General features: G+C 55.1%; 19 protein-coding genes. 12 read left to right on the top strand and 7 right to left on the bottom strand.

What is annotated here, in order from left to right:
- Positions 1-22 precede the first annotated feature (22 nt).
- From NSS79_RS28490 to NSS79_RS28475, 4 genes are all read left to right on the top strand, one after another.
- Positions 23-799: an SDR family oxidoreductase gene (locus tag NSS79_RS28490; RefSeq protein ID WP_342437090.1), complete on the top strand. Its 777-nt coding sequence runs from the start codon at positions 23-25 to the stop codon at positions 797-799.
- A 172-nt stretch (positions 800-971) separates the two neighbouring features.
- Positions 972-2,480 (top strand): DEAD/DEAH box helicase, encoded by a 1,509-nt coding sequence (locus NSS79_RS28485; protein WP_342437089.1) that lies wholly within the window; start codon positions 972-974, stop codon positions 2,478-2,480.
- Positions 2,477-3,223 carry an ABC transporter ATP-binding protein gene (locus NSS79_RS28480; RefSeq protein WP_342437088.1) on the top strand — a complete coding sequence of 249 codons (747 nt, stop codon included), beginning with the start codon at positions 2,477-2,479 and terminating at the stop codon, positions 3,221-3,223. The genes NSS79_RS28485 and NSS79_RS28480 overlap by 4 nt, the downstream gene beginning before the upstream one ends.
- Before the next feature lies 1 nt (position 3,224).
- Entirely contained in the window at positions 3,225-4,442 is a 1,218-nt protein-coding gene (locus tag NSS79_RS28475) for an ABC transporter permease (RefSeq protein ID WP_342437087.1), read from the top strand.
- Positions 4,443-4,623: 181 nt separating this feature from the next.
- On the opposite strand, the gene NSS79_RS28470 is transcribed toward NSS79_RS28475, so the two are convergent.
- The 3 genes from NSS79_RS28470 to NSS79_RS28460 all read right to left on the bottom strand — a co-directional run bounded on the left by NSS79_RS28470 (position 4,624) and on the right by NSS79_RS28460 (position 6,972).
- Positions 4,624-4,734, bottom strand: a complete 111-nt coding sequence (locus NSS79_RS28470; RefSeq protein WP_020429695.1) for a hypothetical protein — start codon at positions 4,732-4,734, stop codon at positions 4,624-4,626.
- 152 nt (positions 4,735-4,886) lie between these two features.
- Complete coding sequence (locus NSS79_RS28465) at positions 4,887-6,188, bottom strand: aminotransferase class I/II-fold pyridoxal phosphate-dependent enzyme (RefSeq protein WP_342437086.1); 1,302 nt, start codon at positions 6,186-6,188, stop codon at positions 4,887-4,889.
- Between the two features lie 169 nt (positions 6,189-6,357).
- Positions 6,358-6,972, bottom strand: a complete 615-nt coding sequence (locus NSS79_RS28460; RefSeq protein WP_342437085.1) for a pyridoxamine 5'-phosphate oxidase family protein — start codon at positions 6,970-6,972, stop codon at positions 6,358-6,360.
- Positions 6,973-7,111: 139 nt separating this feature from the next.
- Between NSS79_RS28460 and NSS79_RS28455 the strand changes: the two genes are divergently transcribed.
- The 3 genes from NSS79_RS28455 (at position 7,112) to gpmA (ending at position 10,863) form a co-directional block, all read left to right on the top strand.
- Complete coding sequence (locus NSS79_RS28455; RefSeq protein ID WP_342437084.1) at positions 7,112-8,671, top strand: PLP-dependent aminotransferase family protein; 1,560 nt, start codon at positions 7,112-7,114, stop codon at positions 8,669-8,671.
- Positions 8,672-8,794: 123 nt separating this feature from the next.
- Entirely contained in the window at positions 8,795-9,580 is a 786-nt protein-coding gene (locus NSS79_RS28450; protein WP_038596047.1) for an AraC family transcriptional regulator, read from the top strand.
- Positions 9,581-10,113: 533 nt separating this feature from the next.
- Positions 10,114-10,863 carry a 2,3-diphosphoglycerate-dependent phosphoglycerate mutase gene (gene gpmA / locus NSS79_RS28445; RefSeq protein ID WP_038596044.1) on the top strand — a complete coding sequence of 250 codons (750 nt, stop codon included), beginning with the start codon at positions 10,114-10,116 and terminating at the stop codon, positions 10,861-10,863.
- 106 nt (positions 10,864-10,969) lie between these two features.
- Here the strand turns inward: gpmA and NSS79_RS28440 are convergent, their stop codons facing one another.
- From NSS79_RS28440 to NSS79_RS28430, 3 genes are all read right to left on the bottom strand, one after another.
- Positions 10,970-13,024, bottom strand: a complete 2,055-nt coding sequence (locus NSS79_RS28440) for a methyl-accepting chemotaxis protein (RefSeq protein WP_342437083.1) — start codon at positions 13,022-13,024, stop codon at positions 10,970-10,972.
- A 191-nt stretch (positions 13,025-13,215) separates the two neighbouring features.
- Complete coding sequence (gene asd / locus NSS79_RS28435) at positions 13,216-14,007, bottom strand: archaetidylserine decarboxylase (RefSeq protein WP_342437082.1); 792 nt, start codon at positions 14,005-14,007, stop codon at positions 13,216-13,218.
- 89 nt (positions 14,008-14,096) lie between these two features.
- A complete protein-coding gene (locus NSS79_RS28430; protein WP_342437081.1) occupies positions 14,097-15,191 on the bottom strand; it encodes a YheC/YheD family protein in 1,095 nt (364 codons plus the stop codon).
- Positions 15,192-15,431: 240 nt separating this feature from the next.
- Here NSS79_RS28430 and NSS79_RS28425 point away from each other — a divergent pair, with 240 nt between their 5' ends.
- The 5 genes from NSS79_RS28425 (at position 15,432) to NSS79_RS28405 (ending at position 25,112) form a co-directional block, all read left to right on the top strand.
- Entirely contained in the window at positions 15,432-21,416 is a 5,985-nt protein-coding gene (locus NSS79_RS28425; protein WP_342437080.1) for a WIAG-tail domain, read from the top strand.
- A gap of 312 nt (positions 21,417-21,728) precedes the next feature.
- Positions 21,729-22,577, top strand: coding sequence for a glycosyltransferase family 2 protein (locus NSS79_RS28420; protein ID WP_342437079.1), 849 nt, complete (start codon positions 21,729-21,731; stop codon positions 22,575-22,577).
- Positions 22,577-23,599: a glycosyltransferase gene (locus NSS79_RS28415; protein ID WP_342437078.1), complete on the top strand. Its 1,023-nt coding sequence runs from the start codon at positions 22,577-22,579 to the stop codon at positions 23,597-23,599. Before NSS79_RS28420 ends, NSS79_RS28415 begins: the two co-directional genes overlap by 1 nt.
- Positions 23,596-24,333 (top strand): glycosyltransferase family 2 protein, encoded by a 738-nt coding sequence (locus NSS79_RS28410; RefSeq protein WP_342437077.1) that lies wholly within the window; start codon positions 23,596-23,598, stop codon positions 24,331-24,333. The genes NSS79_RS28415 and NSS79_RS28410 overlap by 4 nt, the downstream gene beginning before the upstream one ends.
- A 47-nt stretch (positions 24,334-24,380) precedes the next feature.
- Positions 24,381-25,112, top strand: coding sequence for a sugar phosphate nucleotidyltransferase (locus NSS79_RS28405; RefSeq protein WP_342437076.1), 732 nt, complete (start codon positions 24,381-24,383; stop codon positions 25,110-25,112).
- Between the two features lie 47 nt (positions 25,113-25,159).
- Here NSS79_RS28405 and NSS79_RS28400 read toward each other — a convergent pair whose 3' ends face one another.
- Positions 25,160-25,690: a GNAT family N-acetyltransferase gene (locus NSS79_RS28400; RefSeq protein WP_342437075.1), complete on the bottom strand. Its 531-nt coding sequence runs from the start codon at positions 25,688-25,690 to the stop codon at positions 25,160-25,162.
- Positions 25,691-25,705: the final 15 nt, after the last annotated feature.

Here is a 25,705-nt window from a genome sequence, read left to right as displayed (position 1 = left end):
CAATTGGGAGCTGAAGATTTTCATGCAACTTAAAGACAAGATTGTTGTCATAACAGGGGCTTCAAGCGGGATCGGGGCGCTGACAGCGCGAATGCTCAGCAAGCGCGGGGCTGTCCCAATTCTTCTGGCCCGTTCGGAAGATAAACTGAAAGAAACAGCGGCCGGTATTCCGGGCGTTTTTGGACTGTACACCTGCGATGTCAGAGATGAGGCGGAAGTGGAGCGGACCTTTGGCGAAATTCTGGCGGTGTACGGCAGGATCGATATTCTGCTCAACAACGCCGGATACGGCAAATTCGCCGGTTTTACCGAGATGGAATCCCATGAATTCGATGATATGATGGATGTAAACTATATGGGCATTGTACGTTGTACGAAGGCTGTAGTTCCGCATATGCTGCAGCGGGGAAGCGGGCAGATTGTCAATGTGGCTTCCATGGCCGGCAAGATTGGTACAGCCCGTGCTGTAGCTTACACAGCAACCAAACATGCGGTTCTCGGTTTCACGAATGCGCTTCGCCAGGAACTCCGGAAGAGCGGGATTACCGTTTCGGCGGTGAACCCGGGGCCGATTGCCACCGACTTTTTCAAAACGGCTGATCCATCAGGCAAATACGAGAAAAGTGTAGCCCGGATGATGATGACTCCGCAGCATGTGTCCTCCAAGATCGTCAAGCTGATGGAGAAAGGCAAAGAGGAAGTAGACCTGCCCGGTCTGGCGGGTTTCGGCATCCGGTTGTATGCTTTGTTTCCACGGCTGGCGGATAAGCTGACCTATAACGTTATGAACAGAAAATAATGGTTTCATCAGCGGGTGTCTGTCGTCATTCTGCAGGGCGGCAGTCATTTTTGCAGGTCTAGCCTGTGCTAATGACAGCTTATCCTTGCATAAACGGCCTTCCATTTGGTGGAGAGGCCTTTTTGGCATATAATGAAGGTATTAACTTAAGCGAAAAGGATGAATTACACTTATGAATAAAGCTTCTTTTGCGGCCATCGGCATCCAGGACGACCTTGTTGCCCGATTGTCGGAATTCGGCATTACTGATCCATCTCCGGTACAGGAGCAGACGATCCCGCTTCTGCTGGAGGGGAGAGATGTGCTGGCCGCTTCCCAGACAGGTACCGGCAAAACCTTGGCATACCTGCTGCCGCTGATTCAAGGGATTAACCCGGAGCACCGGGTGGTCCAAAAGGTGGTGCTGGCACCAACCCAGGAGCTGGCGATGCAAATCCTCCGTGAGGCCGAGCGCTATGGGGCCCACCGGGGGATCAAGGCGATGGGCCTGATCGGCGGAGCGGCGATCAAACGCCAGATTGACAAGCTGCGCGAGCATCCCCAGCTCGTAGTGGGCACCCCTGGACGCGTGCGGGAGCTGATCGGCCTCCGCAAGCTGAAAATGCATGAGGTCAGCACGATCATCATCGATGAGGCGGACCAGATGTTCCAGCTCAGCGGAGCCGGTGAAGTGGCGAAGATCGTCAGCAGCGCGCTGCGCACGCGCCAATTGGTCATGCTGTCTGCGACCATCGGACCGGAGACCCAGGCGCTGGCCGCACGGGAGATGAAGAACCCGGCTGAGGTCGGCATTGATCCCGGAGTGATGACGGCACAGACTCTTGAGCATCACTATGTGGTGGCAGAGGAACGGAACAAGATTGATATGCTGCGCCGGGTCATCCGCCATTACAACCCGCAGCGGGCGATAGTGTTCGTGAATGCTACCGAGGACATTGCCGAGGTGGAAGCAAAGCTGAACCATCTTGGGCTTACGGCAGCGGCGATCTATGGGGATGCGGACAAGGTGACACGCAGCAATGTGCTTACCCGGTTCCGTGACGGCAAGTTCCGCGTACTGGTGGCGAGCGATGTAGCGGCCCGGGGCCTGGATATCGAGAATCTGACGCTGGTAGTGAGCTTTGATCCGGCGTTTGACTCGGAGCATTATGTGCACCGGGCAGGGCGTACGGGACGTATGGGACGCCGCGGACTTTCGGTCTCCATTATAACGGAGCAGCAGACGTTCATTATGCGCAAATTCGCCCGGGAGCTGAATATCACGCTTGAGGAGAAGGAAATGGTCGCCGGCAAGGTTATGGCGGCTGATGAAGCCCGCAGCCCGCTGGGCGGCGGCGAACGCGGGCGCGGGGAAAGTGCCACCCCGCGCAAGGAAAGTGCCACCCAGCGCAAGGAAGGCGCCGCACCGCGCAGCGGCAAGCCGCCTGTAAGGACATCGGCTGTGCAGGCCGATGCGGCCATCAAACCGGCCTTGCCGCGGCAAGGCCAGGCGGGAACTGCCGCAGGCGGAGAAGTGCGGCGCGAAGGGCACCACGGTACGGGCCCGGCTGCAGGCGGGCGCGGCGGTGCCGCTCCTGCGGGTAAACCGCGCGGCAGCAGTGCGGAACGTGAGAAGAACCGCAAGAACAAGGGAGCCCCAAAATGGCTCAAGAACAAAACCCCGAGAGGTGACGGTCAATGAATACAGCCCCCGTACTCGAGATTACGGGCTTAAGTGGTGGGTATAGCCTGAACAAGCCGGTGCTTCATGATATCGGCCTTCAGGTGCAGCCCGGTGAAATGGTTGGACTGATCGGTTTGAACGGAGCCGGAAAAAGCACGACAATGAAACATATCCTTGGCCTGATGTCGCCCCATAAAGGTGAAATTACCGTAAAGGGCAAAACCCGCAGTGCTGACCCGGAGGGGTATCACAGCGCATTGTCATTTGTGCCGGAATCTCCTCTGCTCTACGAGGAAATGACGGTCCGCGAGCATGTCGAATTCACTGCCAGAGCTTACAGCGTGGAGCGCAGCGACTATGAATCCCGCAGCGGGCAGCTGGCCGCACTCTTTAATATGGAGGACAAGATGGATACATTGTCCTCCCATTTATCCAAAGGGATGAAGCAGAAAGTGATGATTATGTGCGCTTTCGTGGCGCGTCCGGCACTGTATGTCATTGATGAGCCCTTTCTTGGCCTGGATCCGCTGGGCATCCGCTCTCTGCTCGACTTCATGCTGGATTTGAAAAAAACGGGGGCGTCGATCCTGTTGAGCTCCCATATCCTTTCCACAATCGAGAACTACTGCGACCGCTTTATCGTGCTGCACCGCGGCAAGGTTATTGCCCAAGGCACGCTTGCAGAGATGACCGCAGCTGCAGGGCTGCAGGGCTTGAACTTGGAGCAGCTGTTCTACGAATTGGTTCAGGGAGGGAAATGATATGGATTTAAAGGAGCTGCGCCGGCAGCGGCGCAGCCGGTTCATGGGAAGCATGCTGCCTTATGTGGGGTATGTCATTAAGAGCGGTGTAGCGATGCTCTTGCTTCTGCTGCTGATTGTCTTCTCGGCCTGGTATACTTCGCTGCTTCGGGACACTCCGTCAGGTATTCCGATCCGCTGGGTTATGCTGGTCCTGCTGCTGCCTGCGGCAGTGCACAGCAGCTTCCGGACGTATCTGCAGAGTCCGGATACTATATTTCTGCTTCCGCAGGGACACCGGATGAAGGAATATTTTGCCCGTAGCTGGGTAAGCGGAAATGTGTGGAAAATTGTGCGGCTGCTGTTTGTACTGATCACTGTCTGGCCCTTGTACATACGTACGGATGAATCCCCTAGGAGTCTGTTCGCTACCGTTCTCATTCTGATTCTGGTGAAATTGCTGTCCAGCTACGGGCTATGGCGGGAAACCGCAATGATATCCCGCCCGGCCGCAGTGGCCTACAATCTGCTGCGCTGGGCAGTAGGCGGATTAATGATTGCGGCATGGCTATGGCAGCCGTCTCTCCGGGCCCTGATCTTCATATTGATCCTGGCGGCGGCATATTTGGCTGCATGTTCTGTTCCCGGACGGCATTCCGTTCCCTGGGAGCGTCTGATTGCCATGGAGAAAAACCAGGGGTCGAGGGCCTTGATGATTCTTGGCTGGTTCGTGGATGTGCCGGGACGTGAGCAGCGGGTATACGCCCGGCGTTACCTGTCACGCTGGGGGAGCGGTATCGCATGGCGGAGTAACGCTGCTTACCGCTTCCTGCTGACCAAAAGCTTTGCCCGGGGAGATGTCTTCGCTATTGTGATGCGGATCGCTGTCCTGGCGTTGCTGCTGGTCTGGTGGAATCGCGGCAGCTATGTGGGAAGCGGCATTTACTTGTTCTTCCTGTTCATCATGGGCATTCAGCTGTCGGCTTTGCGCAAGCTGCATAGCGAGTCGTTCTGGCTGTCGGTGTATCCTCTGCCAGAGGGCAGCAAGGGTGAAAGCACGAACCAGTTCATCTTCCGCGCCCTTTTGCTGCTGGCCTTGCTGACCGGCCTGCCATTTCTGGCCACAGCGGGTGAACGTCCGCTGCCTGTTCTCGGCACCTTCCTTGCCGGAGCGCTACTGGCCTACGTGTTCAAGGAATACTTGAAGCGCAAAGAAGCCGCGGTGGATGAGGATTTCTAACTTTTGGTGAGACCGGAGTGGAATGCCGGCAGGCCTGTATTCCGCTCCAAGCACAAAGACGCCTTGATAAGAGCGGATGCTCCCGTCAAGGCGTCTTTGTGCTGATTAGCAGAACAGGGAATGCTGTCACGCGGGAACGGGAGAGAGCCCGAGGCTCCCTCCCAAGGAGAGTCATTCCCGGTTAGACAAAGAGGGAACGGCTGATGATAACCAGCAGGATAAAGAGAACCAAAATTGCACCTGTGCTTGTAAATCCAGGGTATCCGTATCCGCCTCTTACTTCTTCGCTCATGTTCATTCCCCTTTCGAATGTGTTTGCTGTACTTGAGTACATCGTATTGTATGTGCGGATAGATTAACGTGTATAGGCCAATGTCGCAGGGAAAGTCAAAAAAAATCAGCTCCGGGTACCCGGAGCTGATTTCGAGATCAATGGTTTTGGGATCAGGCTTTTTCCAAATCGCGGATTCCCGCATAAACCAGGTCGAACAAATCTTCAAGCTGCTCCTCTTCAATACAGGAGAAGGCGATGCGCAGATCGGTTTCGCCCAGGGCGATTGTGCCCAGGCCATAATTGTGGATCAGATGCAGCCGCAGGTCTTCAGCGGATACAGTGTGCAGCTTCAGGCACATAAAGTAGCCGGAGTTGAAAGGATAATAGGTCCATACGTCATCGCCGTATTTCCCGCTGTCGAGCAGTGCCTTCACTTTGTTGGCACGGCCTTTCATGATCTGGAACTTTTCTTCCTTCTGTTCAGCAAACTGAGGGGCCTTCAGTGCGTCCAGCACAAACGTCTGAGACGGGTGTGCACCGCTGGAAATAGTGGCGCGGATAATGCCGAGCGTTTTCTGTTCCAGTGCCGCAAGCAGCTCCTTGTTCTCCGAAGCGTAGGTGATGAAGCCGACGCGGAAGCCCCAGACGAATTCCTCTTTGGTGGCCCCGTCAATCTTGACGGCCAGCACGCGCGGATGGAGATTGGCCAGACGGCCGAACAACGATTCCTTGAGAGAATCCTCGAAGAAAAGTCCGAAATACGCGTCATCGCTGACGACTACGACATTGATGCCTTCCTCGGCAGCGCGCAGAATCGCGGCAACGATGGCTTCTCCTTCTTTTAGGCCGGGAGTATAGCCTGTAGGGTTATTAGGGAAGTTGAGCAGGACAATGGCTTTGCCGCGTCCCTTCTGGGCGAGCAGCGCTTCCAGCAGTCCTTCACTATTAAATTTCATATCTTCAGTGAAAAGCGGATAGTTGACGATTTCGCTGAGCCGGCGGATGCCGAAGGTCAGCTCGTAATTCTCCCAGTTCTTGTCCGGATAGATGATGGCATCGCCTTGTTCTGCGAACAGATCGGCAACTATGCTGAGCCCGTGCGTCAGGGCATTGGTAACGATAGGGTTGCCGAAGGATTTGCCTTCGAGCGATGGATTTTCACGGAGCATTTTTTCCCGCCATACAGTGCGCAGCTCTGGTTTGCCTGCAGGAGGAGCATAGCCGTACAAGTCTTTGGGACTGTAAGCCGAGAGCTTATCCTGAATGACTCCAAGGTGCATAGGCATGCCATTCTCGGTAGCAATACCGATGGTTGCATTGTATTTCTTGGCGTGAGCTGTTGCTTCTGCGGATTGGCTCAGGATGCCCTCTTTAGGAAAATAGAGCGCCTTGCCAAGATCGGAGAGCATATCGTACACATGTTCATTGCCTGCCTTGATGCTTTCGTTTAATTGTCCAGCCAGTGGATTCATCAGTTTCATCCTTCCGGTATTCTTCTGGGATATATACGTTAACATTGCCTAACATTATATCACCGTGATTCCCAGCCGTCACTGATGAAAGCAGCCATTTTATAAATACTTTTAGAATATTTTCAGCGGCGTTAGCCAATCTGTAATTCGTTTCGGTGCTCTACTTAAGTCAGCTATGGTGGGGGCAGTATTTTTTCATCATTTCTATCGTTTCGGCATCGCGTTCTCCGTTTCTCTCCTCCAGACCCCGGGTGATACCGGCCCGCTCCTCATCTTTCAGATTCTGGCCGAACTTAAATTTGGCTGTCAGCTCATCCGGAACAATTCGTACGACCGCAACACCCTTTAGCCGCGAGCGGTATTTTGGATCTTCGGCATCAATAGGATCAAAGCCGCCTTCGGGCTGCAGCTTGTTCATAAACCGGGACAATACAGCAGCCTTCTCTGCGGACGCCTCCACAAGTTCGGCCACTCCATAAGCAGTTACGCTTTTAAAATAGGCCGTGGCAGGGCAAGCCAGATGGGGATCGCTGAAATAAGAGGGGATTAGCGCGTATTCGTCGGCAACGGTAAAGCAGACCCGCGCCTGCTGGCGGATGCTCTTCATTTTGCCTCCGGCATGACTGCCGTGGAAATAGAAGCAGCCCTCCATATAGACGAAATTCAGCGGAGTGACCCGCGGCTGTCCCTGTTCATCGCTTGTACCGAGAAAACCAAAGCTCATTCCTTGCAAAAATTGGGCCACTTCTTCTTCCTGCTCTATCTTAAATTCTTTTCTGCGCATAATACACGTCCTTTTCATCATAGTGGCGGAGTACTCACCTTGAGTAATTGTTTTACTTAGAATAGTTGATAAATTGACAATGAAAAAGGACCGGTTTAGAGTTATTTTAATAGTCCACTTTTGAGGAAAGGGTGGGGAGATGAATTTCACACTGCCATATGACCAGTATCTGGCCATCCACCGTTATAAATATCTGGCGTTATATCATGCGCTCCGGGCAGCGATCCTGGAGGGGACACTTCCCGGGGGGACAAGGCTGCCGTCAACAAGACGGCTTGCCGGGCTGTATCTTGTGTCGCGCGGTTCAGCATCACAGGTATATGACATGCTGCTGGCTGACGGTTACATCAAGACTGAGAAGGGCCGGGGCACCTTTGTTTCAGATGACAGCTTTTTTTCTGCTGCCGGGGGAGAGCCGGTATACAGGGAGGATTCAACCGATCATCAGGTGGTTGACTTACCAAGGGTCGGCGCTGGACTCAATCCGGCAGGTGAGGAAATTCGCACACCTGATCGGGAATTCCTTGAACCTGGAGCGATCCCGCTTACCTCTTGGGGAGAGCGCCTGATGGAGCGCCAGGTTTCCATCTACGGGCAGGCTGGTGAAGATGCCATCAGCTTTCGCAGCAGTGGCATGCGGATTGAACATTTTCCTTACGGCGAGTGGCGGAGCGCACTGAATTATGCCGGAGGCAAGGGAGGCGGGATGCTGGAGGGCTATTGTCCGCCGCAAGGGGAGGAGAGCCTGCGGCGGGCAATAGCCGCCCATTTGCGGATTACCCGGGGAATCAGAGCCGATGCGGAGCAGATCGTGCTGTTCAGCGGCTCGATGCAGGGCATTGTCCTTCTGGTGCAGCTGCTGCTGGAACCGGGGGAACCTGCCGTTGTGGAAGATCCCGGATTTCATGGCATCCGCCGGGCAGTGGAGATTGGCGGCGGTAAGCTGCTGCCGGGACGGGTTGACGAGAGCGGGCTTGTGCCCGAGGATTGGGCAGCCCGGCTGCTGTTTGTGACGCCAAGCCGCCAATTCCCCACGGGAGCGGTACTGCCGCTCGACCGGCGGCGCAGCTTACTGGAATGGGCCCGGCGGCAGGAGGCAGTCATTGTCGAGGATGATTATGACAGCGAGTTCCGCTGGGGCGGCCGGCCGATTGAACCGCTGAAAGCGCTCGACCGGGAGGACCGGGTGGTGTATATCGGCTCCTTCTCCAACAGCATGTTCTCCGGGCTGCGGCTCGGGTTCGCCGTGCTGCCGCCTTCGCTGGTGGGTCCTGTGACAGCGGCCAAGGCGCTTTATGAGCCGCTTCCAGGCGCACAGCTTGAGCAGCGGGCGTTGGCCCGGTTCATGAGCACTGGCGGATACAGCCGCCATCTGCGGCGGATGACGCGCATATACGGGGAGCGTGCCCGCATTTTCCGTGCGCTTCTGAATGAGCGGCTCGGCATGCTCTTTCAGCCGTTGCCCGGCGATTCCGGCCTGCATATTTATGCCCGGTGGCTGCGCTCGGAACAGGAGTATTCCGCCTTCCGGGAAGCGGCTTTGCAGCGAGGCACAGACTTCCGCGACGCAGCACTGTACCGGATAGGCCCGGGTAGTCCGGCCGCTTGCTTTTCTTTTTCCCTTCTCGATGCTGAGGCACTGGAAGAAGGGGTGAACCGCCTGCTTCTGGCCTGGAAGGATGTGCAAAAATACACGTGACAAGGTATTATAAGAGTAGGGAGAATGTATGCTTACAAAACTTAAGCATATGCTTTCAAAGCGATTATTTGTCGAAGCTAATTCAGTGAGGTAACGCTCACAAAAAATTTAGGAGGAAATATTATGCTGCATGCATCGCCGTCCTCTTTTGTGATCCTGCCTGCCCTGGCGAAAATTGTCTGCGAACCGGGCTGGAAGTGGCAAAAAAGAGAGAAGCCGCTGCAAAATTATGATCTGTTCTATGTCTGGAGCGGAGAAGGTACGGTTGTGCGCAGCGGAGTGCCTTTCAAGGTAGGAAAGGGAAGCTGCTTCCTGTTCCGTCCGGGCGACTTTACGTATGCGACCCATAATCCGCAAAAGCCGCTAGTGCTTACATACATTCATTTTGACGTAACCGAAGAGGTCACGGATATTCCCCAGCCTTACCGTGAATTGACCGAAACAGTGGAATTCGAGCATCTGCTCGCCCGTTATGTCCGCCTGTTCCTGGTGAAGACCTACGCTGCAGAAGAGGAGGGGCGGCTGATCTTGAAGCAGCTGATGATTCATCTGCTGCGCGAGGACCGGGTGATGCCGGTAGAGCGGCATGTCAGCAATCAGCTGGCTGAGGTCATCCACGAGGTGGCCAACTACGTCAGCCAGCATCCCGGAGCGGCGCACCGGGTAGAGGATCTGGCAGCCCGGGCGGGGCTGTCGCCACGGTATTTTTCGATCAAATTCAAAGAGATTACAGGCTCCTCGGTCCAGTCCTATGTCATCCGTGCCCGGATTGAGCGGGCCCAGCACCTGCTGCTATATGCCGGGATGAATGTCACCGAGGTGGCCGATGCACTGGGCTATCGCGATATTTTCTTTTTCAGCCGCCAGTTCAAGCAGCATACGGGGAAAAGTCCGTCTGAAATCCGCTGATTTTTCCTTTTGTTTCAGCTTTTTGCTGCAAGGGTAAATACGTTGCAACTTAGTATGCGACGATTTACATAGCAGCTTGGAAGGGAGAACATAACTGATGTTTAGAGGACGCAGAATATGCAATAGTGAATGTAAAGGTGGAGGCGCCGGGGTTTTTCGAAACCGCTGGAGACGCTTGAAGCAGAATAACATGGCAGCTACAGACTGTTGGTTCTGACAACAAGGGCAGTATCAAATACAAGTGGAGAACCGGGGCCTTGCGGCGTCCGGTTTTTTGAATGGTTCATGGTTCATAGACTGGCATGTAGAAGAAAAGGGTACAGCGGATTCTTTCTGAATAGAAGATACAGGGCTCTGTCTTGCGGTACTGGGGTGTATTCTTCTATCTATGCAGGGGCATAAGGATAAAGAGGTTTTTGTATGAGCGTACAATTGTTCAGCCCAATCCTGAGAAAGCACGGTGAGCAGCTGAATTCATATACTGAGCAGCAGAAAAAATGACCAAACCAATGGCTGAAGGAGGGAGAAAGAATATGTATGAAATCGTATTGATACGGCATGGGGAGAGCGAGTACAACCGTCAGAATTTATTCACAGGCTGGAGCGATCCCGATCTGACGGAAAAGGGAATAGAAGAGGCCAAAGCGGCCGGGAAGCTGTTAAAAGAAGCAGGCTACACGTTCGATCTGGCCTTCGCTTCTGTACTGAAACGTTCGATCAAGACACTTAATTATGTGCTGGAAGAAATGGATCTGCTGTGGATTCCCGTACAGAAATCCTGGAAGCTGAATGAGCGCCATTATGGTGCGCTGCAGGGGCTGAGCAAGAGTGAGACTGCGGTGAAATATGGTGAAGAGCAGCTTCATATCTGGCGGCGCAGCCTGTCGGTCCGTCCGCCGCTGCTGGAACCCGATGACCCGCGTTATGCCAGAAACGATATCCGCTACAAGGAGGTGCGCTCCGGGGATATCCCGCGCGGCGAGAGCCTGGAGGATACCGTTCACCGCGTCGGCGATTTCTGGGGCAAGCGGATTGTGCCGCTGATCCGCAAGAAAGAGCGGGTGCTGATCTCGGCACATGGCAACACCCTGCGGGCGCTGATCAAATTTATGGAGGACATTGACGAGACAGCGCTGCTCGACCTTAATGTTCCGACCGGTGTTCCGCTGGTCTATAAGCTGGATGACGATGTGAAGCCGATCAGCCGTTTCTATCTCGGCGTGCCCGAAGAGGTGCAGGCCAAAGCCCGTGAGGTGGCTAACCAGAGCAAGGTAACGGAGTAGCGATATTCGGGCGTTGTCTAAACGAAATCATTCATGAAACCCAAAAGCAGCAGGTCCCTGTAACAGAGACCTGCTGCTTTTGCTGCTTTCCGGTGAAGATGTACTGCTATTCCAGCTTGAATTTGGAGGCGGCCTCCGCCAGGCTTTTGGTTAACCCGTCAATTGTTTCGACCATATCGGCTAAACGGTGAACCATAGAAGATTGCTCATGCATTGTGGCCGTAACCTCTTCAACTGAGGCCGAAACCTGCTCACCCGATGCAGACAGATTCTGCGTGGATTCCAGCATTTCGTCCTTGTCATGCTGCATAAGGGCAATGTCATCAGCCATGCTCTTAATCTGTTCGGTGATATCCGTAATATTCTGGTGAATGGCATGGAAGGCCTGCCGGGTTCTGCCTACATATTCGTCCTGCTGTGTGGAAATATCCTTAATCTGCTGCACGCTCTGATGATTTTCCTGTACGAAGGCCAGATTCTGCCCGATGATCCCGTTGATTTCATTGGACTGGATGGAGCTCTGTTCAGCCAGCTTGCGGATTTCAGTGGCAACTACGGCAAATCCCCGTCCATATTCTCCGGCCCTTGCCGCTTCGATAGAGGCGTTTAGTGCAAGCAGATTTGTCTGCTTGGCAATATTGCTGATCGCTCCGGTGATCTGGCCGATACTGCTCGAGCTTTCCTGCAGCTTCAGGGTAATCGCAGAGATTTTCTGTACTTCCTCATCGTTTTGCTCGCTGATATTGGACAGCTCTTCTACAACCTGATTGCTGCTGTGGAAGACTTCAATAATTTCATCGGCCCGCTCTTTGACGGATTGGGCTTTTTCATTCATGGAGACGAATTTCTCGCCGAAGCTGAGGAATTTATCCACAATCGTCTCGGTATCATGCGCCTGCGACTCTATAGCTGTGGCAATTTCTGCAGTGGTTACCGTTGTCTCGCCGATCGATTTGGCTGTCTGCTTGGAGGACTCGTCCAGAGCCTTGGTGCTTGAATTAAGCACGGAAATGGAGGTGTTCATATTCGTAATCAGCAATTTGTTCTGCTGAGCCATCGTATTAAAGCTGTCGGCAAGCTCCTTGAATTCACTATTATATTTTCCTGTGGCAGTAACCTGCAGGTCGCCTGAGGCCAGTTGTCTGAACAATTTGCTCAGCTGCACAATCGGCCGTGTGATCGATCTGGATACTATCAGACCGATCGCATTAACGAGCAGCACGGCCAGTATGGAAATGGCAACAATCTGCTTAAGCATGGACATAATCGGCATTTTGATATCCTCGTAAGAATCAATGACCGATACTATCCAGTCGGCATCTGGAATCTTGTTGTAACGGAGATATTCTGTTCCGAGATCACTTTCTCCTGTGAGGATATCGTCTTTCGCCTGCAGGTTAAGCAGAGCTTCGGTACCTTCGGGTTTTAATCCGATTCTTTTCTCATCTTTCGAATTGTACAGCACGATTCCGCTCCGGCTCAGAATTTCAATCTGGCCCTGGCCGTTAATTTGAATTTTTCCTAATTTATCTATAAAAAATTCGGAGCTCATGTTGGATGAATACACGCCGATCACCTTGCCGCTTAAATCTTTAATCGGCCGGGAAAAAGCTATAATCAACTTTCCTGTGCTTTGGGATACTGTTGCATCGCTGATAAAAGCTTCGCCTTTTATGGATTTCTGGAAATATTCCCTGTCTGTGCGTGATTCGCCGACGGTCTCTTTATTGCTTCCGGCAACAATGGTTCCTTTGGCATCAAGGATGATCATAGATTGGCTGCCCCTTGTGTTCTTCAGGATTGTAGCAAGCTTCTCATTGGAGGCACTGTAATAAGGGTTTTTCCCGGAAAAGAACTCGGTTTCGGACAACGTTCCCTCCTCCCGCAGATTCAACAGCGCGCGGAACAATTCCTGCGATGAAATCAGATAGGAAGCCTCCTTCTGCAGCTGCACGGCAGTCCATAAGCCTTCCCCGATCCGGTCGGCGTTGGCGGTAATCTCGTCTTTGCTTTTTTTGAGCAGCAGTTCCGAGCCCAAAATGTACACTGAAACGGATATAGCCAGCACACTGGCGATTACCAACAGGGTAATCAGCCCGGGAAGCTTGATCCTTAAAGATAAGTTAGTGAATTTGCCAAGCCGGTCTTTCGATTTGTTCATGTAAAAGTTCCCCCTGATGTATGTATGTTCCTACATGTATATCGGAGGGATCATGTTGATAATCAAGAGGAAACATCAGCCAAATGCTTAAAATTTGTAATAAATATCAGCTCAATGAAAAAGGATACTCCGGCCCTGTTCAAGGCTTGCGGAGTACCCTTATATGTTCGTTGTTAGGTTAGGATGAAATGTTAAAGATGACGCTGCAAGGTTCCCAGCAGTTCCCCCATCTTGACCTTGGTCTCGCTTGTCAGCCCGGCCCTTGGGGTAAAGGTGCCGCTCTCCAGCAGCAGTACTACGGTTGAGCCGAATTCAAAATAAGCCAGATCATCGCCGATTTGCCATTCCATGGCCTGTTCATCGGTGTAGCGGATGCTGCTGACATTCATTGCGCCTACCTTTACAACCGCTGCTTCCCCATTCGCTCCCGCGATATAAGTAATAAGACGTTCGTTGCGGCTCAGCACACCCTTCATATGTCTCATGCCAAATTCATTGACAGGATAAGCCCGGCCGCGGATATGATCACTCTCGACTTTACGCCCGGTGAGGGGCGCGTGAATCCGGTGATAATCCGTAGGGCTCAGATAGAGCACGAAGAAAAAGCCTTTCTTGTACAGCTCCAGGTGCGGAGAGTGGTTAAGCAGTTCTTCCAGCTCATAATCCTGTCCTTTTACATTCATAATTGTTCCGGAATGAATCTCACCCATGGCGGTAATCATCGCATCCACCGGACTGGCTACGACATTGTCCCCGCTTGCGACAGGGCGCATCCCCGGTTTCAACCGCCGGCTGAAAAACTCGTTAAGTGTACGATATTGTCGGGACTGCTTCTCCGCTTCAGCAGCGGGAATATGATAGGACTTAATAAATACCGGGATCAAAAAACGGCTGAGTCTGCTATGGGAAAAAGTCCCCATCAACCGGGAAAGCCATCTGTGCGAGGACAGTTCCGTCATCAGCCGCAGTAATTGTTTAACCATGAACATCTCCCTTCCATCATGCAGCAACAAGGCCCCATACCCGGGGCCTTATCCGCTCTGAATTATATTGACATAGAATAGGAGACAAATCAATAAGAGTTATACCGGGAGGCGTCTTCGAGCAGGAACCGGGCGTAAGCCATTGGCCTGCGGTAGCTTTCTTTCCAGGTTCCTCTGAGTCCTGCCTTGAGGAAGCCATAACGCTGGTCACGGCCATTGCATTCAATGAAGTAAATCCGTCTGTTCCGGGTGATGCCGATATCCAGCCCGATGTCGGCAAGCCCGGGAAGACTGTGCTCCAGCTCGCGTGCGATGGCGAGGCTGAGAGTCTGCACTGTCATTCGAAGGTATGCTGCAGCTTCCCCCGGAAAGGCCTGATCCAGCACATATGAGGCGTTGAGCGCTTCGCCTCCCCGTGCGATATTGGATACAAACCCGCCAGGAGCGGCCAGCTTCGCAAACATGCCGGTCACCTGCCAAGTTCCTCCCCAGCCGCGTTGTACCGTGACCCGGAGATCGAAGGGGCGTCCGCCGATTTCAGCCAGCGGGATACGTTCCTGCACCAGATAGGATTCAGCGGCGAGACGCGCCCGAAGCATCCTTGGTAAAACATCCTGATCCACGAAGGTGCTTACCCATCGGCTAGAACGTGAAGGCAGATAACTCCAGGTCCAGCTCCGTCCGCTGTAGTGAGTAAGACGCATGACCCCTTTGCCGATACTGCCGCGGCACGGTTTGAGGATGAGGTCGGGGTAGAGGTCCATCATCTCCTTAAGACCCGGGAGCCCCGCTGTTGTAACCGGCAGATAGCTCTGCAGGCCTTCGTTTTGTTCCAGCAGCCCGTGAATCTGTTCTTTCCCGTAACGGTTGCATGTGTTGTATATCAAAAGGCCCTGCCGGAGCAGCCGCTCGATTCCGCTGCTGTCCTGGCTGTAAATTGCCCGGTTATGGATTACACCCGGTGTGGGGATTACGGCTCTGCGATATCCCTGGACTCCCTTGATATAAGCGATGCTGTATCCGGATTCCGTATCAATGTCGGACAGCTTCAAAAAGCAGGGGGTCAATCCGTATGCGGCAGCCGCCTCCTCATAGCTCTCCAGCGACTCCTGTCCCGTTTTTAGCCGGGGAACGCCCCGGTGCATAGCGGCATTTAGCAGTATTCCCACGAGCTTTTGCCCCATGTTCGTTCCTCCCGTTATCTTCTGTAGTTACGGCTGTAGCCCTTATGTTCTCATTGTATGTTTGTACGTGGCCTTCAGGGTGGACGAATGCGCGGCGGCAGAAGCCCTTTTTCAAAAGATAGACGAAGCCGATTTACTTGCAGATTGATTACAGGGAGCCTTGCTGCAAATGGTGTCATCCGCCCACTGGACTGCATATGATGCCTAGAAGAAACAACAGATGGAAGGAGGAGACTGCTTGTGAAGAGCTCCAAAAGGAATCAACAACACAGTTCCAAGAAGCGACTCTACTACGTGGATAATCCCAATAAAAAAGAACTGAGTATGCTGGGAAGCAGTCCAAGGGTGCTAGGGGGATTTGAAGCACCCGTCAGCGAGGCGGTGGATCCGCCAGACCGGGCCCTGCAGGTTAGTGGTGTGGGCACGGTAGAAGTTATTGCAGAGCCGCCGGCACAACCTGCCGTACCTGCAGCACCTGCCGTACCTGCCGCCCCGGATAAAGAATTGCTGGAGGTGCCGGCAGCAGAAGAAACACTCCAGATTGAGGAGGTGGTTGTCCACGCGCCCGAGCCCGTTCTGCCTGTTCTGGAAAAAGAGCGCCTGCAGCCCGTATATACCGATGATCTGTGCGATGCGGCCGTTACCGGCCAGAAGATTGCTCCGCGCACCATTGACGGCTCTAAGCTGAAATTCGGGATTATCGGTACTCCCTGGCTGCAGGATTATGCGGTGCAGAGCATCAATATCGCGGACAAGGCGATAACGTCCTCGAAGATTGCCCCTGAATCGATAACTGGCGAGCATTTGGCGGAAGGAAGTGTAAACGGCGGCAAGCTGCTGGATCATTCGATCAGCGGCGAGAAGCTGAAGAACGGAAGCATCGGCCCGGAGAAGCTGGCTGACCGGATCATCGGGGGAGAACAAATTGCCGACCGGTCCATTGCCAGCCGTCATTTGAGCGAGCTGCTGATTACTGCCGACTTGCTGGAAGATGGAGCCATAACCGGCGAAAAAATTCTAAGCAGCACCATTGTCAGCCGACATTTGGCGAACGGAAGTATCGACCGTTCCAAACTGGCTGACGAGGCGGTGTCCGGCGATAAAATCGCCGACGGCGAAATCAGCGGAGCCAAACTGGGCGATGCCGTGATTGAGGGCCGCCATCTGAGCGAAGGCGTCATCACGGCGAAACATCTGGCGCCGGGAGCCATCGGGCCTGAGCAGCTTGCCGGCCGTCTTATCGGCAAGGAGCAGCTCCAGTCCGGCAGCATTGACAGCGGACATCTTGCGGATGCCGCAGTAGGCACGCGGCAGCTGGGAGAGAAGGCTGTACGCAGCCAGCATCTAAGTCCGGAAAGCGTAAATGGCACCCATATCGGCGACGGAGAAATCACTGCCCGCCATTTGGCGGACCGCAGCATTTCTTTTGTGAAGCTGGCGGAAGGTGCGGTAGGGACGGTACAGCTCGTGGAGCAGGCGGTCACCTCCTCCAAAATCGCCGATCAGAGCATCCTGCCGAATAAACTGGCGGATGAAGCGGTCACTACACGGCATATCGCCAAATCCGCAGTACGCGGACCGCAGCTTGCCATGCAGGCTGTGACCTCGCTCCACCTGCAGCGTGAAGTTGTAGATCAGTCCCACTTGGCCAAGGAATCGGTCGGATCGGAGCAGCTGCAGAGCCAGTCGGTGCTGACGGCTCATCTCGCATCCGGTGCGGTTACCGGAGAACAGCTGGCAAGCGAAGCTGTGGCCGGAGAGCATCTGCGCGCGAAGAGCATTACCGCCGCCAAGCTGGCGGACGGGGGCATTCATGCCGGCAAGCTGGCTGCAGGTGCGGTCACCGGAAACGCAATTGCCCGTGAAGCTGTGAGTGGTGAACATATCGCCTTCTGTACGGTGGAGGAAAAAAATCTTGCCGATGCCAGTGTCAGCGCCCGTGTACTGCAGAATGCCGTAGTGGATTCTGAACATCTGGCGCCAGGCGCCATAGAACGCAGACATCTTGGTGAGAACAGCGTGACGAATTCGGCTCTGCAGTCCGGCTCGGTCTCGGGCGACAAGCTTGCCTCCGGCGCGGTGAAGGAAGTACATCTCGCCGCAGGTGCCGTGCAGCCGCATCATCTGGCCGATCATGCGGTTACTTCATTGAAGCTATCGCCGGAGAGTGTCTCAACGGATAAGCTCAGTGATCTGGCGGTCACCTCCACCAAGCTGGCTGATGGCAGTGTTACTTCCGCCAAGCTGGCAGCCTTATCGGTGGCTGCGGAGCATTTGACACCAGGGTCGGTTAGCCCCGCGTCGATCAGCGACACGGCTGTCCAAGGCAGACATCTTGCCCCGGGAAGTGTCGGCGGCGCACATATTCGTCCGATGTCTATTGGCAACGGGCACATTATTCCTAGCTCCATCTCATCGATCCAAATCCAGGATGGCAGCATTAGCAGTTCCAAGCTGGCCGAAGGTGCCGTATCTTCCCTCCATCTTTCTCCAGGCAGTATCGGCACCAGTCATGTGGCGGAGGATTCACTGGAAGGCCGTCATATCAAGCAGGGAGAAATCACCCTGGATCACCTGGCCGGAGAGGTCCGCAGCGCAGAGCTGCTCCCGGATGGCAGCATCGGCGGGGAAAAGCTGGCGGAAGGCTCGATCGGTTCGTTCCAACTGGCTCCGAGCAGTGTATATGGCGGACATCTTGCGGTCGAAGCCGTGGACAGCCGCCACATCCGCCCTCACAGCATCAAGCTGAAGCATCTGGCGGAGGAGACCCTGACCGCTGATCTGCTGCCGGACGGCAGTGTCAGCACCGCGAAGCTGGCGGCCGGAGCGGTAGGTTCGGAGAATCTCCAGGCGGAAAGTGTGAACGGAGAACATCTCGCGGACGGAGCGGTGGAGGAGCGCCACTTGAATCCCGGGATCATCAAGCTGGAGCATCTGACGGCAGAGGTCCGCAGCGCTGATCTGCTCCCTGACGGCAGCATCGGCGGGAAAAAGCTGGCGGAAGGCTCGATCGGCTCCTTCCAGTTGGCTTCGAGCAGCGTATATAGCGGACATCTTGCGGTCGAAGCCGTGGACAGCCGCCACATCCGCCCTCACAGCATCAAGCTGAAGCATCTTGCAGAGGAGACCCTGACCTCCGAGCTGCTGCCGGACGGCAGCATCAGTTCCGCGAAGCTGGAAGGCGGAGCGGTAGGTTCGAAGCATCTCCAGCAGGAGAGTGTATTTGGAGAACATCTTGCGGACGGAGTGGTGGAAGAGCGCCATCTGAATCCTGAGATTATCAAGCTGGAGCATCTGGCCGCAGAGGTCCGCAGCGCAGAGCTGCTTCCTGATGGCAGCATCGGCAGAGAAAAGCTGGCGGAAGGCTCGATCGGCTCCTTCCAGTTGGCTCCGGATAGCGTATATGGAGAACATCTTGCCGACGGAATAGTGGAACAGCGCCACTTAAACCCCGAGATCATCAAGCTGGAGCATCTGTCCGCAGAGGTCCGCAGCGCAGAGCTGCTGCCGGACGGCAGCATTGGCGGGGAGAAGCTGGCGGAAGACTCCATCGGTTCCTTCCAGCTGGCTCCGGGCAGCGTACATGGAGAACATTTTGCGATTGATGCCGTGGACAGCCGGCACATCCGCCCCGCCAGCATTAAGCTGAAGCATCTTGCGGAGGAGACTCTGACCTCCGACCTGCTGCCGAGCGGCAGCATCAGCTCCGCGAAGCTGGCAAAGGGAGCGGTGGGTTCGCAGCATCTCCAGCAGGAGAGTGTTCATGGCAGACATCTCGCGGACAGAGTCGTGGAGGATCGCCACTTGAATCCCGAGATCATCAAGCTTGGGCATCTGGCCGCAGAGGTCCGTAGTGCAGATCTGCTGCCGGACGGCAGCATCGGTGGAGAAAAGCTGGCGGCAGGAGTTGTAGGTCCGCAGCATCTCCAGGAGAAGGGCGTGCACGGAGAACATCTCGTGGACGGAGTCGTGGAGCAGCGCCACCTGAATCCCGAGATCATCAAGCTTGAGCATCTGGCCGCAGAGGTCCGCAGTGCAGATCTGCTGCCGGACGGCAGCATCAGCGGGAAAAAGCTGGCGCAAGGTTCCATCGGTTCCTTCCAGCTGGCTTCAGACAGCGTATATGGCGGGCATCTTGCCATGGAAGCCGTGGACAGCTGCCATATCCGCTCTGGCAGCATCAAGCTGAAGCATCTGGCGGAGGACACCCTGACCTCCGATCTGCTGCAGGATGGCAGCATCGGCTCCGCGAAGCTGGCGGCAGGAGCGGTAGGTTCGCAGCAGCTCCAGCAGGAGAGCGTGCACGGAGAACATCTCGCGAAAGGAATAGTGGAGGAACGCCACTTGAATTCCGGGATCATCAAGCTTGATCATCTGTCCGCAGAGGTCCGCAGCGCAGATCTGCTGCCGGACGGCAGCGTTGGCGGGAAGAAGCTGGCGCAGGGCTCCATCGGCTCCTTCCAGCTGGCACCGGGCAGTGTATACGGCGGGCATCTTGCAAGCGAAGCCGTGGACGGCCGGCACATTCGCCCCGGCAGCATCAAACTGAAGCATCTGGCGGAGGAGTCCTTGACCTCCGATCTGCTCCCTGACGGCAGCATCGGCTCCGCAAAGCTGGCAGCCGGAGCGATAGGCACACCGCATCTCCAGCAGGAGAGTGTGAACGGAGAACATCTCGCGGACGGAGTGGTGGAGGAACGCCACTTGAATCCCGAGATTATCAAGCTCGCGCATCTGTCGGCAGAGGTCCGTAGCGCAGACCTGCTCCCTGACGGCAGCATCGGCTCCGCGAAGCTCGCAGCCGGAACGGTAGGTTCACAGCATCTCCAGCAGGAGAGTGTGAACGGAGGACATCTCACGGACGGAGCAGTGGAGGAACGCCACTTGAATCCCGGGATTATCAAGCTGGAGCATCTGGCCGCAGAGGTCCGCAGCGCAGAACTGCTCCCTGACGGAAGCATCGGCTCCGCGAAGCTGGCAGCCGGAGCAGTAGGTTCGCCGCATCTCCAGCAGGAGAGTGTGAACGGAGGACATCTCGCGGACGGAGTGGTGGAGGAACGCCACTTGAATTCCGAGATTATCAAGCTCGCGCATCTGTCCGCAGAGGTCCGCAGCGCAGACCTGCTCCCTGACGGCAGCATCGGCGGGAAAAAGCTGGCGCAAGGCTCCGTCGGCTCCTTCCAGCTGGCTCCGGGCAGTGTATACGGCGGACATCTTGCGGTCGAAGCCGTGGACGGCCGGCACATCCAGCCCGGAAGCATTACGCTGAAGCATCTTGCGAAGGAGACCCTGACCTCCGATCTGCTGCCGGACGGCAGCGTCAGCTCCGCGAAGCTGGCAGCCGGAACGGTAGGTTCGCAGCATCTCCAGCAGGAGAGCGTGTATGGTGAACATCTTGCACACGGAGTAGTGGAGGAACGCCACCTGCTTCCTGAGATCATCAAGCTGGAGCATCTCGCCCCAGAGGTCCGCAGCGCAGAGCTGCTGCCGGACGGCAGCGTCAGCTCCGCGAAGCTGGCGGCTGGAGCGGTAGGTTCACAGCATCTCCAGCAGGAGAGCGTGTACGGTGAACATCTCGCAGACGGAGTATTGGAGGAGCGTCACCTGCTTCCCGAGACCATCAAGCTGGAGCATCTGGCCCCAGAGGTCCGCAGCGCAGACCTCCTCCCTGACGGCAGCATTACCGGAGCGAAACTGGCTTCCGGCAGTGTTGGTGCCGAGCAGCTCGCAGAGAGTGCGGTTGGAACTGACGGACTCCAGGATGAAGCGGTGGATGCAACCAAAATTGCTTCCTTCGCCGTTCAATCCCGCCATCTGGAGGAAGAAAGTGTGCAGGGCTACCATATTGCTCCCGGCGCGGTATCCGGTGACCATCTGGCCCGCGGCGCGGTGGGGGCGGAGCATCTCTCCTTCAGTCCGGTGCAGAGCGCCGGAAACCGGGAGGTGCTGCAGCAGTTCGGAATGACGGCGTTCATGTTCAACGGCGATGCAGAGAGTGTGGAGGTCACTGTCTCCTTCGACGAAAGCTTTGGCCATACCGGCTATGTGCTTGTGGCCATGACGAACCAGCCGTTCTTTCACGCCTCGCTTAAAACGAGAGCCGGCGGAGAGGCTGTAATCCTGGTGAACCGCCTGCGTGAAACCCAGCATTTCTATGGAGTGTTATCCTGGATTGCACTTGGCTCGCCTCCGGCAAAGCCGCCAGAGAACCGGGTATTCGATTAAATACAGAGCCGCTGAAAAAGCGGCTAAGAGCGCAGCCGCCGGCTGCGCTCTTGTTCAAATAGAAGGATAATTTATATGCTTCATGCTATAAATTATCCTTCTATTTCTCGCTGAAACGGATACTGTCCTTTTAAGGACGGCGAAGCCGTTTCCACTTGTGTTTATCGCCCGAAAAAGTCGGTTGAATGCGGGATGGATGACATCTGTCCAAATTTGTGTGTGAAGGGAGACACCCGCCGTTACCCGGAGAAGCGGATTACATAGACTGTGATGTAACCCTAAGCCCCGCAGTATGCCCTGCAAGGAAGGTGGATGAGCTTGAAGCATAAACGAACAGCTGCCCGCCGCACGGGGCGGCGGGCAGCTCGACCAGCGCGGCGGAACTCCCGGCCAGTGCGGCCCGTAGCTGTACGTCCTGCACAGAATCATCCCGAGCCTTACGTGTCTGTTATTATTCCGGCTATGAATGAGGCCAGGACGATTGCCAGTGTGATTGCCGGAGCCAGGGGTGTTCATCCGCGCTGTGAGGTTATTGTGATTGTTAATGGCTCTGCCGATAAAACGGCGAAAATAGCGAAATCTATGGGTGCCCATGTCATCTCTTTCGAGCAGCCGCTTGGACACGATGTTGGCCGAAGTGTCGGAGCGGATGCGGCCAAAGGGGAGGTCCTGCTGTTTACAGATGGGGATCTTGTCATTCCCGCCGCGCAGCTGCGTCCATTCGTAAGTGCGATCCGCAGCGGGACGGATGTAGCGCTTAATGATTATTCCGGGCCGATCCGCAGCAGGGTTCCGCATCCTGTGGTGCTCTCCAAGTATGCACTGAACATTATGCTCGGACGTTCCGACCTGAAGGGGTATTCACTGACGGCGGTTCCCCATGCGCTCAGCCGCAAGGCGCTTAATGTGCTGGGGAGCGGTCTATTGTCAAGGCCGCCGCTGGCTTATGCCCGCGCATTGCTGGAAGGCTTGAGTGTAAGGGAAGTGCATAAAGTGCCTGTTGGCAAACTGAATGCTGTCCGCCGCAAGCGCGGCGGAAGGGACCCCTTGCAGGAGATTATTCTCAGGGATCACCTCGATGCTGTGTCTATGCTGCTCGAACTCAAGGGGGAGAGGGCGGGATTCAGCGACGGCACCCGGCGAAGGGAGATGGTGAGGTAATGGCTACTGGCTATAAGACCGTATTACGTTCGAAACGGAGAAGAACGTTTTCCGCCGGCACTTCTCCCCGCCGGAGCGGAGCAGGTATTCCGGGCATCAGAGAGTCAGCATCTAATAAAAGAGGAGCAGGTTCATCCGGGGCTGGCAGCTCCTTTGGACGGCTTACGGGAGCGGGATTATCCGCAGCCCGGGGCTCTGCTGTCCGGCGCACGGCGGCAGAAGCATCTGCTGCCGGGAAAGCGCAGCGGATGCTTCCGAAATTGCGCGGCTTGCTGTCCGTCATCATCTCGGCAAGAGATGAGGCGCGTACCTTGCCCGGTCTCCTGGAGCAGGTGGAGCTTCTGGAGCCAGCGGAGATCATCGTGGTGCTGAACGGCTGCAGCGACAACAGCTTTCAGCAATCCAGAATGTGCACACGGGCAACGGTCGTACATTGCCCCGAATCGGCCGGTCATGATGTGGGGCGTGCGCTTGGCGCCAAGCTCAGCCGGGGGAATATTCTGCTCTTTCTGGATGGAGACATGAGCATTCCGGCCCGGCAGCTGGCCCTTTTTGCGGCAGCTGTAGACAGCGGAATTGATGTTGCGCTTAATGATCTGGATGGCCTGCTGCCGCCATTTGGCGCAAGTGATGATGTCACCCGCTGCAAGCTGTATTTAAACGGGGTTCTAGGCCGGAGTGATCTCGGGGTGAGCTCTATGACCGCTGTTCCCCATGCCTTGTCCCGCCGTGCATTGGAAACCATCGGTTACCGTGAACTGATGGTTCCCCCGAAAGCGCAAGCCCTCTCCATTCTGAATCGGCTGCGGGTGGAGAAGGCCGGAACGGTTAATGTCATCAAGCATAACCGGCTGCGCAAAGGGAATACGGGAGCCGGCAACGCGGTGGAACAGCTGATTATTGGCGATCATGCGGAAGCGCTGCAGGCGGTTATTGCGCACAGGGAAGCGAGCGGAGTGCTCTCCGGCGAACGCCTGCAGGAGCAGCGCCGGCAAATGGCTGCCTGGAGGAACCGGTTATGACAATGACCAGTATCATTATTCCGACATATAACGGACTTGAACTGCTGCGGACCTGTGTGGAAGCCATCCGGGCCTATACCGAAACGCCGTATGAAATCATTGTGATCGACAACGCTTCGAAGGATGGTACCGACATGTACTGCCGGACCAATAATCTAACCTTTATCTCCCTGCCTGAGAACTGCGGATTTCCCGTAGCCTGCAATATGGGGATGCAACTCGCTTCAGGAGATGAGCTGCTGCTGCTGAATAATGATGTTGTCGTCTCGCAGGGCTGGCTACGGAACCTTAAGGCAGCACTATACAGCGCACCGGATGTTGGTATTGCCGGTCCCGTGACCAACTATGCCAGCGGCCAGCAGCAGGTCAAGACTGCATACAGTGATATACCGGGTTTTCATGCGGAGGCCCGGCAGGCCAACCTCCAAGATCCCTCGAAATGGATAGAGACGAGACGGTTGGTGGGCTTATGCTTTTTGTTCAAACGAGAGCTGATGGACACTGTTGGACTGCTGGATGAACGGTATTCACCTGGACATTATGAGGATGATGATTACTGCCTCCGCGCCCGGCTGTGTGGCTACCGGCTGCTGATTGCCGGGGATTGCCTGGTGCATCATGAAGGAAGCGCGAGCTTCAAGGAGGTATACTCCTCTGCACTTAAGGAGCTTGTGGAGCGAAACCGCAGGATTTTTATAGATAAATGGCATATGGATCCGGCACAGTTCTTCTGAAATGTTGACCCGAAGACTAAAGACACAGATAAAGAGGAGGAAAGTAAGTGAAAGGAGTCATATTGGCGGGCGGAAAAGGAACAAGACTCTATCCGCTGACCCGGCTTATGAACAAACATTTGCTTCCGGTCGGCAAATATCCTATGGTGTGTTACGGTATAGACCGGTTGCGCCGGGGGGGTATAACCGATATTCTCCTGGTCATCAGCAAGCAGTCTGCGGGGCAGTATACCGATTTTTTGGGCAGCGGTGCGGAATTTGGCGTATCTCTGACTTACAAAATTCAGGAAGCCGCAGGAGGTATCGCGGAAGCGCTGGAGCTGGCGGAGGGGTTTATTCTTCCGGGTGAAAGGTTTATCGTGCTGCTGGGTGACAATCTTTTTATGGATGATCTGACGCCTTACGTGCAGAGCTATCTTCAGCAGCCCGAAGGCACGGCGAAAGTACTGCTGAAGCCGGTGGAGGATGCGCGTAGATACGGCGTTCCGGTATTTGACGGCGAGGATTCAGCATTGATTGCGTACATCGAAGAGAAGCCGGAGATCCCGAAGACCAACTATTGTGTAACCGGCATTTATATGTACGATGAGGCCGTGTTCGATATTATCCGCCGCGTGTCCCCTTCCCAAAGGGGGGAGCTGGAAATTACCGATGTGAACAACATTTACGCTGCCCACCGCATGCTCAGCTATGATGTGCTTAAGGAATGGTGGAGTGATGCGGGAACATTCCAGTCACTGCGTGAAGCGGGTGAGAAGCTGAAAGACACGCTGCCTTAAGGGCGGCGTGTTTTTCATTATACAAGAAATGAAGGTTTGGCTGCAGATTATGAAATGGAAGATACAGGATTAGCCGGCCGCGCAATTCTCCACCAGAACAAATCGCCCGTGTCACGGTACATATGCGCGCCCAGAAGTTCCAGGACTTTATGAGAAGCCCAATTATCCTTTTCCGTATCAGCAATAATCCATTGCGCCCTGGGATCGCTGAAGATCCATTCGCTGATAGTCCGCACTGCCTCTGTAGCATAGCCTTTTCCCCAATGCCATTCGTCAATGCAGTAGCCTATAATGACCTCACCTTGTTCATTCGGACAGCCTTTCAGGATGATATACCCGATAATCTGCTGGTGCTTGCGCTGAATAATGGCCCAGTTGGTCAGCCAGAGGTAATTTTCCTCATCCTGCTGCACTCTGGAATGCCTGATCCGCATAGCATACTGCATTTCCTCGTCCAAGGAGGCACCGGCAGCGTTCAGGCCAAGAGCCTGCTTTAGCCCAGCATAATTCTCTGTGGCGAGCGAGAGCTCCGCTGCGGTTAAAGGCTGCAAATCCAGACGGTTGCCTGCCAGTTTCATACATTACCTCCAATC

Source organism: Paenibacillus sp. FSL L8-0436 (assembly GCF_038593025.1).
Classification (GTDB): Bacteria; Bacillota; Bacilli; order Paenibacillales; family Paenibacillaceae; genus Paenibacillus_AQ.
Note: the sequence above shows the minus strand (reverse complement) of the source record. Positions and strands in the feature narration are given on the sequence as shown.